Genomic DNA, 10341 nt, shown 5'->3' on the forward strand with positions numbered 1-10341 from the left:
GGCCAGCTGCTCCTGGATTTCGCGGGTGACCACCGCCCGGTATTCCTGGAAGTGCTCGTTGTGGGCGAGCGTCACCACAAATTGCTCGAAGCTGGCGGGATTGCGGCGTGCCACCCGCGCCAGGGAGCGCCAGAACCGGAAGCGGGTATTCCGTTTGAACCCCTGGCGCCAGAGCACTGTGGCCAGAGCTTTCAAGTCGCTCATCGGCGGCAGCGCTGGCTTGTCGGAGTTCTCGGGTTTGTAAAAGGCCTTCCAGCGGGGTGCGCCCACCTTGTTGGAGTAGTAGTGCGTCACCCGATCGATGTAGGCATTCGGCTCGTAAAGCCTGCAGAAGGCATCCACGTATTCGTTGGCGATGTCGCGGATCGGCCGGGTGGGCACGAAGTTGAGCAGGTTGGTCTGGTTCACGCCCTTGGCGTCAGCCTTTTCCTGGATCAGCCGGCCTTCCTTCTCCAGGCGATGCCAGAGGCCAGTGTTGGGCAGGGCCTGCAGCATGCCCATCATCGCGGCGGGAATGCCGGTTTGGCTCACGAAGCGCACGATGCGGTCGCCGGCACCGGTCTTTTCGCCATCGAAGCCGATGATGAAGCCGGCCATCACGCGGATGCCGTAGCTGGTGATCCGGTCCACGGATTCTTCGAGCGAGCTCCGGGTGTTCTGGTGCTTGCCCGCCACCGAGAGGCTCGCCTCATCCGGCGTTTCGATGCCAAGGAACACCGCTTCAAAGCGGGCTTCGGCCATCATCCGCATCATCTCCTCATCGGAGGCGAGATCCACGGAGGCTTCCGTGGTGAAGCTGAAGGGATAGCCCCGTTCGATCTGCCACTCCTTGATGGCGGGCAGCAGCAGCTTGGCGTTGCGCTTGTTGCCGATGAAGTTGTCGTCCACCAGGAAGATGGCGCGGCGCCAGCCCAGGTCGTAGAGGCATTGCAGTTCGGCGATCAGCTGCTCGGGCGTTTTGGTGCGGGGTTTGCGGCCGTACAGCACGATGATGTCGCAGAACTCGCACTGGAACGGGCAGCCCCGGGAGAACTGCACGCTCATCGAGTCGTAAGCGTCGAGCTCCAGTAGATCGAAGCGGGGGATCGGCGTGCCGGTCACATCCGGTTTGTCGCCGTTGGCGGAGAAGCGTCCGCCGGATTCGCCCCGCTCGATCGCTTCGATGAACATCGGCAGGGTGATTTCACCCTCATCGAGCACCTTGAAATCGGCGAGTTCCAGCTCGGGTGCATCGGGGGTGGAGCTGGCGAAGGGCCCGCCCACGGCCACCGGCAGGCCACGTTCTTTGGCTTGGGCGATCTGCACGGCCATGTCGGCCTTCTGCACGATCATCCCGGAGATCACCACCAATTCAGCCCAGTCCCACTCGGCTTCGCTCACCTCCCGCACATTGCGGTCCACCAGCTTCATCTCCCAGTGCTGCGGCAGCAAGGCCGCCACCGTCACCATCCCCAGCGGTGGGAGCAGCACCTTGCGGTTCACCAGCTCCAGGATCTTCTCGTAGCTCCAGAAGGTCTTGGGGAACTCCGGGTAGATCAGCAGTGTGCGCATGCCGCGAGTCAGCGATCCGATGGAACAGAGCAACGGTTTGCCCTGAGGGGCTACACCGTTGATGGTTACGCACAACCCTAGGTGGGGCGCCAGGTGGCAGTGGGGTTCTGCTGTAATGGCTGTGACTTTCCCAACACATCCAGCGATGGGTCCTGTGATTTATCTCGCCCTGGTGGGCGGCGGTTTGGTGGCCGCAGCGGCGATCTCCTTCGTGCTCCGCGGCATCAAGCTGATCTAAGACTGAAATCTGGGGCCAATTAGACGCAGCCGGTTGCGTCAGGCCAGCCGCATGCGCCCCTGACGCACCAGTTCCACGGCTCCCAGAACCGCCCCCAAACCACCCAGCATCGCGAAGCAGCTCCACAAGCCGCCGGGAAGCCAGGCCGTCAGCCCAGCGGCGGCAAGACCGCTGATGCCTCCTCCTCCCAGGAAAGCGATCTGCCCCAACCCGGCCATGCGGCCGCGGATTACCTGGGGTGCGTGCACCTGAATGATCAAGTTGGTGCCCGCCAGCAGTGAGGCGGTGCCCCCACCGATCAAAAACGCCATCGCCAGCCCCCACTGCTGGGGCGCCGGCAGCGCTAATCCCAATTGGCCCAGGGCCGTGATCAGCGTGCTGCCCCCCAGCAGCAGACCCGGCCGGCGACTCCACAGCTGCGCATTGCGCTGCAGCACCACCCCAGCGCTGATGCTGCCGCAGGCGATCACGCTGGTGAACAGTCCCAGGGCCAATGGGCTTGGCCCCAGCAGCTTCAGGGCCATCAGCGGTGCCAGGCCGGGATGGAAGAAGCCCACCAGGCAGGCCAGCCCGCAGAACAGCAGCACATGGCGCAGGGCTGGCCCGCAATCGCGCCAGGCGGTGACCAGTCTGGCGCCACTGCCGCCCGCGCTGCGCCGCTCGCGCTCGCGGTGGGGGGCCATCAACCACAGCAGCGTGAGGATCGGCAGCAGGTAGGTGGCGGCATCCAGGCTCAGCGCGAGGGTGGGGCCGGTGGCCGCCAGCAGCAGTCCACCGATCGGCGGGCCCAACAGCTTGCCCACGTTGAAGATCACCGAGAAGCTCGCCAGATAGGGCCCCAGCTGCTCGGGCTCATCCACCAGCAGGGCCACATATTTATTGCGGGCGGTGAGTTCATAGGTGCTGGCCACCCCCACCCCAAGCGTGCTCAGCAGCAGCAGCGCATCTTGTTGGCCGCCGCTGCTGATGGGGATGGCGATGGCGCCGAGCACTGCCGCTGCCAGCAGGGCCCACTGAGCGCGGATCAGCACCCGCTCGCTGCCGAGCCGATCGGTGAGCACCCCGGCCGGCCCGCTCACCAGCAGCGTGGGCAGGGTGAGCAGGGCGAAATTCGCAGCCAGCAGGAAGGGATTGCCCGATCCCTCCATCAGCAGCCAGCCCTTGGCGGTGAGCCCGGCGAAGGAACCGGCGGTGCTCAGCCCGGAAGCCAGCAGAAAGGTGGTGCGCTGGTGCTGGGTGAGCTGTCTGCGGATCCGCCCGAGGGCTCGGCGCGGCATCCGGAAGGCCTGTGCGATCAGGCTCAAACCCCTGCCTGGCGGGCGGCGAGTGCATCGCTCACCATCGCCTTCGCTCCCACCACTTCACCCACAAGGTCGTAGGTGTCGGCGGCGGTGATGCGCACCGGCACCATCGTTCCTGGCGCGGCACAGAGCCCACCTTCACCCGGGAGCACCCGCACTTCGCCGTCTACCTCGGGGGCGAAGCGGGCGCAGCGGCCGAGCATCTCGCCTGTGCTGGGATTCTCCTGCTCGATCAGCACATCCACGATGCGGCCTACCCAGGCGGCATTGCGTTCGGCAGCGATGGGCTGCTGCAGAGCCATCAGGCGGTTTTTACGTTCTTGGGCCACCTCGGCGGGCACCTGATCGGGCAGATCAGCGGCGGGAGTGCCTTCTTCGGCTGAGAAGGTGAACACGCCCACGTGATCGAAGCGCTGCTCGGCCACGAAATCGAGCAGATGCTGGAAGTGCTCCTCGGTTTCTCCCGGGAAGCCCACGATGAAGGTGGTGCGCAGCACTGCATCGGGCAGCTGCTCACGGATGCGGCGCAGGACGCCACCGGTCACATGCGCTTGCCAGGGGCGGTTCATCGCCCGCAGCACCTCAGGGTGGCTGTGCTGCAACGGCAGATCCAGGTAGGGCAGCACATTGGGCACCTCCCGGTAGGCCGCCAGCACCGCTTCGGTGAGACCGGTGGGGTAGGCGTAGTGCACGCGGATCCAGGGGATCTCCACTTCCCCCAGGGCCCGCAGCAGCTCGGCCAGCTGCGGTTTGCCCGCTAAATCAAGGCCGTAGTTGGTGGTGATCTGGCTGATCAGCACCAGCTCCTGCACCCCCTGGGCCGCCAGTTGCTGGGCCTCGGCCACGATGCTCTCGATCGTGCGGGAGCGTTGATCGCCGCGCAGGTGGGGAATGATGCAGAAGGCGCAGCGGTAGTCGCAGCCCTCGGCCACCTTCAGATAAGCCACCGCTTCGCTGGTGGTGCGGTAGCGGGGCAGGTGCTCGTCGGCCACGAAGGTGGGGTTGGCGCTCACCTGTTTCACCCGCTCACCGGCCTCCACCCGCTCCAGCACGCTCACGATGTGCTGGTAGTCGCCGGTGCCCACGATCGCCTTGGCCTCGGGCAGGCTCTCCAGCAGTTCGTCCTGGAAGTGCTGGGCCAGGCAACCCGCAATGATCAGCTCCTTGCCCTGTTCGGCCAGCTCCACCAGGGTGCGCACCGATTCCTCGCGGGCGTCCTGAATGAAGCTGCAGGTGTTCACCACCACAACGTTGGCGTCGCTTTCGTCGGCGCTCACGCCGTAGCCGGCCTGGGCCAGCAAACCGAGCATGTGCTCGGTGTCTACACGGTTTTTTTCGCAGCCCAGATGGGCAAAGGCCACGGTGGGTTTACCGGATGGGGCCGCCGTGGCTGCCGCGGTGCTTTGGCTCATCGGATTGGGGGTAGAGGCCGCGCGCTGGCCAATCCCCAACCCTACCGATCAGCTTCGCCTTAAGTGGATTGTGCCTGCCACAATCAGCCCAGCAGTGAGTTCTCCTGAGTGACCTCCTCTCGCCTCAGCGAGCGCCTCGCCGGCCAGCGGCGCCGCGGCGACTCCGGCAGCAAATGGATCCGGGTGGCGATGGCGGTTCTGGCCACCATCGGTGTGATCGATACCGGCTCGATCACCTTGAAAGCGTGGGGCGTGCTGCCGTCGCTGAGCTGCAGTAGCCAGGGCTTCTTCGGTTGCAATGGTTGCGAGAAGGTGCTCTCTAGTGATTGGGGCAGCCTGCTGGGCCAGCCCCTCTCTCTCTTCGGCTTTTTGGCCTACGCCGCCATGCTGCTGATGGCGGTTGTGCCGCTGGTGCTCCAGGGGGAGGCCCGGCAGAGGCTGGCGCAACCCAGCTGGTGGGGGATGGCCCTGCTGGGCACGGGCATGACCGTGTTCAGCGCTGTGCTGATCGGGGTCATGGTGTTTGCCATCCGCGATTGCTGCCCGTTCTGCATCCTCTCGGCGGCCCTCAGCACAGGTTTGCTGGTGCTCAGCCTGTTTGGGGGTGATTGGGAGGATCGCGGCCAGCTTCTGTTCCGTGGCTTGATCACCGCTCTGGTGGTGGCGGTGATCGGATTGGGTTGGGCGGCATCGGTGGGGCAGCCCGCTTTGGAAACCGGCAAGGGTGTTTCTCCGCCCGTGCGCGCTGAAAGCACCCCGGGCACCATCGACCTGGCAGAACAGCTCACCGCCAAGGGTGCACGCCTGTACACCGCCTATTGGTGTCCCCATTGCCACGACCAGAAGGAGCTGTTCGGGCGGGAAGCCACTGAAAAGCTCACGGTGATTGAGTGTGCGCCCGATGGCCGCAACAGCCAGAAGGAGCTCTGTGAGGCCAAGAAGATTGAGGGCTATCCCACTTGGGAAATCAATGGAAAGCTCGATTCTGGTGTGAAGCCCCTGCTCAAGCTGGCTGAGCTGATCGGTTACAAAGGCCCCGCCCTCAACTGATCAGCGCCACCGCTTCGGTGCTGATTGGCTGGTGGCGGCGCTGCACGGAGTGGCGCCGCCAGAACGGCTGGGCTGCAGGGGCATCCACCCGGAAATGACCACCACGGCTCTCCTGCCGGAACAGGGCCGCTTCCAGCAGAAGCTGAGTGACCACCAAGCGCTGGCGTAGGTCGTGGGCACGGCTGATCCAGGCGCAGACGGTCGTGTCGAGGCTGGTGCAATGCGATGGCGGGAGCGCCGCCATGGCTTCGAGCCAGGGGTCCTGTTGGATCTGCTGCCGGAGGTGCTGCATCTGCTTCAAGCCTTGCCGCAACTGGCTGCCCTGGCGTTCCACACCTGCTACCTGCCAGCAGAGGTTGCGCAGCTGCTGCAGGCTGTGCTCCAGCTGGCGGAACTGCTCTCCGGTGGGAACCGGCAAGCCAGAGATTGTCCGGTGTGCGGCGTTGAGGGGCGTGAGAGCGGGCGGCTGCTCGATCTGGCGCAGCTGGCGGGCGAACACCAGGCATTCCATCAGCGAATTGCTGGCCAGGCGATTGGCACCATGCACGCCGGTGCTGGCTACCTCACCAACGGCATACAGGCCGGGGATCGTGGTGGCTGCCCTGGCGTTGGTGTGCACGCCTCCCATCCAGTAGTGGGCGGCCGGCGCCACGGGAATGGGTGCGCTCGTGGGCTCCAGCCCCAGCTCCCGGCAGCGCCCCAGGATCGTGGGGAATTGCTGCTCCAGGCGCCCCCGGCCCACGGGGCGCAGATCCAGCCACACGTGCTCCAGCTGCTGCTCGCGCATGCACTGCACCAGGGAGCGGCTCACGGCATCCCGCGGTGCCAGATCCGCGCCGGGCAGCTGGTTCACCGGGCTGGCTCCGCGGCCATCCAGCAGCCGTGCTCCTTCCCCGCGCACCGCTTCGGAGATCAGAAAGTGGGGAGCCCCCGGCAGCATCAGAGCCGTGGGGTGAAACTGCACGAATTCCAGATCGCGGATCTTGGCTCCGGCTCGCCAGGCCATGGCGATGCCGTCGCCGCTGGCCTGCGATGGATTGGTGGTGTTGGCGTAGAGATGGCCGCCGCCGCCGGTGGCCAGAACCACAGCCCCAGCTCGCAGCCAGCGCAGGGTTTCGGCGTGCAGCATCTGTAGCCCGCAGCAGTGGCCTGCTTCGATCCAGAGCTTCAGGGCCAGGGCCCCCTGCAGGCGCACCAACCCCGGCCGTTGCAGAACCCGGCGCTCGAGAGCATCCACCAGGGCGCCGCCCGTGCGGTCTTGAGCATGGAGCACCCGCCGGTGGCTGTGGGCGGCCTCGAGCGTGGTGCTCAGGTTGCCGTTGTGGCGATCAAAATCCATCCCCAGCTCCAGTAGCCGCTCCACGCAGGCCGGGGCTTCCCGCACCAGCAGCTCCACCGCTGGGGGGTCGCAGAGGCCACCGCCGGCCCTGAGGGTGTCGTCGCGATGGCTGGCGAAGCTGTCGTCGGCGTTGGTCACCGCGGCAATGCCCCCCTGGGCCCAGCGGCTTGAGGAGCGGGGAGCTTGGTCTTTGCTGAGCAGCAGCACACGCAGCTCCGAGGGCAGCTCGAGGGCCGCCATCAGCCCTGCGGCCCCACCGCCCACCACGATCACATCCCAGTTGGAGGGCAGCTGAACCACGGAGCCCGAGGCGTGAAGGGCAACAAAAAAGCCGCCGGGAGGGCCCGACGGCTGGAACCGGTGTGTGAATTTAAAACTCGGTGGTCACACCATCGCTGGATTTCAGCGGTATTGGCCGTCGTTGATGCGGTCGAAACCTTCGTTCAGAGCGATCGAGGCGGGGGTCACGGTGAAGTTGCTCTTGTACTTCTCCACCAACTCTTTCTGGCGATCGGTGAGGTCGAGAGTGAACAGGTCGTCAACGCTGTTGTAAGGACCGCCCAGCACGATCTTGCCGGCCAGGGTGGGATACATGCCAGGGAACGCCTGAAAGCGGCGCACTGAGCAGTTGTTCAGGTCGACTTTGTCGCCGCGCTCGGCGATTTTCTCGTCTGCCACGTTGCTTAGATCAGCCGCCTGGGCTGTGGGTGCCATCACCAGGCCGAAAAGCAGGCTGGCCAGCAGCACGCCACTCATGAGCCACGAAACCAGCCGTTTCATCGAAGTCTCCGTCTGAACGGGAATCACAGGGACTGCCAAGCAGCGTTGCAAAGCTACAGGTGTGTTGCCTTGGGCTTGAGCCCAGGTCGGCAGGCTTTTGCAGTTCTTCAGATCAGGCCGCTGAGCTGCGGCGCCCACAGCGCCGCTGCGAGAAACACACCATCCACGGCCAGGGTGGTGGCGATGGCGGAAGCGGCCAGGCGCCAGGCGGGATCCGGGTGCAGCCAGAAGCGCGTGCACAGCACCAGCAGCAGGGCGCCGGCAACGAGCGTGACCGCCAGGGGAAGGGGTTGCAGCACTTCCAGCGCGGCGGCCTGCAGCTGCAGAGCTGCCTGATCGGCAGGGGCGAGCAACACCTCTCTCCAGTGGCGCATGACGCCCGTGATCGCCATCACCCCATCGGTGCACGCAGTGCCTAGCAACGAGGCCAGATAGAAGCTGGCGGCCAGGCGCCAGCGGCTCTTGAGTCCGCCCAGCGCCAGGGGCAGGGCAAAGGCTTCGATCGGGAGATGCCAGAGCGGGTGCAGCCGGCACCAGCCCCAGAACAGACAGCCGCCCAGCCAGCTGCCGCTGAATCCCACCAGCAAAGTGCCAGCTCGGCTCAGGTTGGGGTTGAGACTCTCCGCCAAGAGAAGGCCCACCAGGAGCAGTGGGGCTGTGAACAGAGCGGCGCTGAAGGGAGCCAGGCGAACCCACGGCGCCTGCAGGAACACCGGCAGTGCCACCAGCAGAGCCCCAGCCAGGCTGACCCCAACGCCCACGCCCACCCCGGCGCTGTGGTTGGCCCGGGTGGTGTTGTGGGGCATCGCGGCCACCGTGAGGCTGGGCGGAACCCCAATCACCACTGTGTGAAGAAAGTTGTGCAACCTTAGAGGACGCCTCTGGTGTTGCCGTTGCTGGCCAGCGCCGGCTTCGCCGCATAGGGTCGATCCCGTGCTGCCTCTTTTGCGGTGTTCGCTGCCCTGCCCCCGCCGGAACAGCTCGGGGTGCTCCAAGCCTGCTGGCGTTTTTTTGTGCTGGGAGTGGTTCAGGGGCTCACGGAATTTCTGCCGATCAGCAGCACAGCCCACTTGAAGGTGGTTCCTGTCGTGCTGGGGTGGGGCGATCCCGGCGTGGCCGTCACCGCTGTCATTCAGCTCGGCAGCATCCTGGCGGTGCTGGGATTCTTCCGCGACGACCTGCGCCAGGTGCTGGCAGGGGTCAGCCAGGGCCTGCGCCAGCGCCGCTGGGACGACCCTCAGGCCCGCCTGGGCCTGGCAATCGGGCTCGGCACGATTCCGATCCTGATCGGCGGGCTGGCGATCAAGCTCTGCGTGCCCAACTTCGATCAATCCCCCCTGCGTAGCCTCACTTCGATCGCCGTTGTGTCGATCGTGATGGCGCTGCTGTTGGCCCTGTCCGAACGCATGGGTACCCGCCGCCGTGTGCTGGAGCAGGTGAGCGTTCGCGATGGCCTTTGGGTGGGGCTGGCGCAGGCCCTGGCCTTGATTCCAGGGGTTTCGCGCTCCGGCAGCACGCTCACCGCCTCCCTGTTCGATGGTTGGCAACGTGCTGATGCAGCCCGGTTCTCCTTTCTGTTGGGGATCCCTGCGATCGCGACTGCTGGTCTGGTGGAGCTGAAGGAGGCGTTCACCCAGCCCGTGGCCGGCGGCGTGCTGCCGCTGTTGGTTGGCATCGCCACATCGGCTCTGGTGTCGTGGTTGGCGATCGCCTGGTTGTTGCGCTTTCTGCAGCACCACAGCACCTGGTGGTTCGTGGGCTATCGGCTGTTTTTTGGCCTTGGCCTGCTGCTCTGGGTTGGCCGTCTGGCGGCCTGAACACTCACACTGGAGACAGCAAGAACGAACGGGCGGCGCCTGTGTGGAAGGAACCCTCTGCCGGTGTTCCCCTGGTGGATGCCAGTGAGGTGCGTCTACCGCAGCCGGCTTTGGTGGATGCGGTGGAGCCTGACTCGATCGGAGATGAGCTGGGGATCCAGCCGGGTGATCGGCTGCTCAGCATCAATGGCGTCCGCCCCCGTGATCTGATCGATCTGCAGTTTCTGGTCTGTGGGGAAGAGCTCACCCTTGAGGTGCAGGACCCAGACGGCAGCGTGCACGTGGTGGAGCTGGAAAAGGATGCCGATGAGGGCTTGGGGCTGGCCTTCAGCGAAGCCCTATTCGATGGCCTCAAACAGTGCAATAACCACTGCCCGTTCTGCTTTATCGATCAGCAGCCCCCAGGCCACCGCCGCAGCCTCTATCTCAAAGACGACGACTACCGCCTCAGCTTCCTCTACGGCTCTTATCTCACCCTCACCAACCTCACCGCTGCTGACTGGCAGCGCATTGATGAGCAGAGGCTCTCGCCCTTGTTCGTGTCGGTGCACGCCACTGATGCAGAGCTGCGCTCCAAATTGCTGCTGAATCCAAGGGCCGGCCTGTTGATGGAGCAGTTGGCCTGGTTTCAGCAGCGCGATTTGCAGATTCACGCCCAGGTGGTGGTGTGCCCTGGCCTGAACGACGGCCCTGCCCTGGAGCGCACCCTCACGGATCTGGCGAGTTTTGGCGGCGGTGCTTGGCCCGCGGTGCTTTCGGCGGCTGTGGTGCCGGTGGGTCTCACCCGCTACCGGCCCGAGGCTGATGGGCTTGTGCCGGTAGACCGTGCCTGTGCGCAACGGGTGATTGCCCA

General features: G+C 65.5%; 10 protein-coding genes. 4 read left to right on the plus strand and 6 right to left on the minus strand.

Features of this window, described 5'->3' with window-relative positions; all coding sequences use genetic code 11:
• On the minus strand, window positions 1-1551 hold a 1551-nt coding region (locus ACIQ2E_RS08415), incomplete at its 3' end, for a B12-binding domain-containing radical SAM protein (RefSeq protein ID WP_398328886.1).
• 145 nt (window positions 1552-1696) lie between these two features.
• Between ACIQ2E_RS08415 and ACIQ2E_RS08420 the strand changes: the two genes are divergently transcribed.
• Entirely contained in the window at window positions 1697-1789 is a 93-nt protein-coding gene (locus tag ACIQ2E_RS08420; protein WP_296366731.1) for a cytochrome b6-f complex subunit 6, read from the plus strand.
• Between the two features lie 38 nt (window positions 1790-1827).
• Here ACIQ2E_RS08420 and ACIQ2E_RS08425 read toward each other — a convergent pair whose 3' ends face one another.
• Both ACIQ2E_RS08425 and rimO read right to left on the minus strand, forming a co-directional pair.
• Window positions 1828-3066, minus strand: coding sequence for an MFS transporter (locus ACIQ2E_RS08425; RefSeq protein WP_398328910.1), 1239 nt, complete (start codon window positions 3064-3066; stop codon window positions 1828-1830).
• Window positions 3067-3089: 23 nt separating this feature from the next.
• Window positions 3090-4502 carry a 30S ribosomal protein S12 methylthiotransferase RimO gene (rimO, locus tag ACIQ2E_RS08430; RefSeq protein WP_398328889.1) on the minus strand — a complete coding sequence of 471 codons (1413 nt, stop codon included), beginning with the start codon at window positions 4500-4502 and terminating at the stop codon, window positions 3090-3092.
• A 108-nt stretch (window positions 4503-4610) separates the two neighbouring features.
• Here rimO and ACIQ2E_RS08435 point away from each other — a divergent pair, with 108 nt between their 5' ends.
• Entirely contained in the window at window positions 4611-5552 is a 942-nt protein-coding gene (locus ACIQ2E_RS08435; protein WP_398328892.1) for a vitamin K epoxide reductase family protein, read from the plus strand.
• Here the strand turns inward: ACIQ2E_RS08435 and nadB are convergent.
• From nadB to ACIQ2E_RS08450, 3 genes are all read right to left on the minus strand, one after another.
• On the minus strand, window positions 5545-7191 hold the full coding sequence (nadB, locus tag ACIQ2E_RS08440) for an L-aspartate oxidase (protein ID WP_398328895.1): 1647 nt from the start codon (window positions 7189-7191) through the stop codon (window positions 5545-5547). The genes ACIQ2E_RS08435 and nadB overlap by 8 nt on opposite strands.
• 102 nt (window positions 7192-7293) lie before the next feature.
• Window positions 7294-7671, minus strand: coding sequence for a photosystem II complex extrinsic protein PsbU (psbU, locus tag ACIQ2E_RS08445; RefSeq protein WP_398328898.1), 378 nt, complete (start codon window positions 7669-7671; stop codon window positions 7294-7296).
• A gap of 107 nt (window positions 7672-7778) precedes the next feature.
• Window positions 7779-8513 (minus strand): DUF3120 domain-containing protein, encoded by a 735-nt coding sequence (locus tag ACIQ2E_RS08450; protein ID WP_398328901.1) that lies wholly within the window; start codon window positions 8511-8513, stop codon window positions 7779-7781.
• A 108-nt stretch (window positions 8514-8621) separates the two neighbouring features.
• Here ACIQ2E_RS08450 and ACIQ2E_RS08455 point away from each other — a divergent pair, with 108 nt between their 5' ends.
• Both ACIQ2E_RS08455 and ACIQ2E_RS08460 read left to right on the plus strand, forming a co-directional pair.
• A complete protein-coding gene (locus ACIQ2E_RS08455; RefSeq protein ID WP_398328904.1) occupies window positions 8622-9488 on the plus strand; it encodes an undecaprenyl-diphosphate phosphatase in 867 nt (288 codons plus the stop codon).
• 41 nt (window positions 9489-9529) lie between these two features.
• The coding region (locus ACIQ2E_RS08460; protein WP_398328907.1) for a PDZ domain-containing protein at window positions 9530-10341 on the plus strand (812 nt) is incomplete at its 3' end.

The sequence above is a fragment of the Vulcanococcus sp. genome (genome assembly GCF_044369115.1).
In the GTDB taxonomy this organism is placed as follows: Bacteria; Cyanobacteriota; Cyanobacteriia; order PCC-6307; family Cyanobiaceae; genus Vulcanococcus.

What these genes read in the sequence shown, in the direction of transcription:
- ACIQ2E_RS08420 (WP_296366731.1), top strand. Translation starts at nt 1,697, where the DNA reads ATGGGTCCTGTGATTTATCTCGCCCTGGTGGGCGGCGGTTTGGTGGCC.
- ACIQ2E_RS08425 (WP_398328910.1), bottom strand. Translation starts at nt 3,066, where the DNA reads ATGCCGCGCCGAGCCCTCGGGCGGATCCGCAGACAGCTCACCCAGCAC.
- rimO (WP_398328889.1), bottom strand. Translation starts at nt 4,502, where the DNA reads ATGAGCCAAAGCACCGCGGCAGCCACGGCGGCCCCATCCGGTAAACCC.
- psbU (WP_398328898.1), bottom strand. Translation starts at nt 7,671, where the DNA reads ATGAAACGGCTGGTTTCGTGGCTCATGAGTGGCGTGCTGCTGGCCAGC.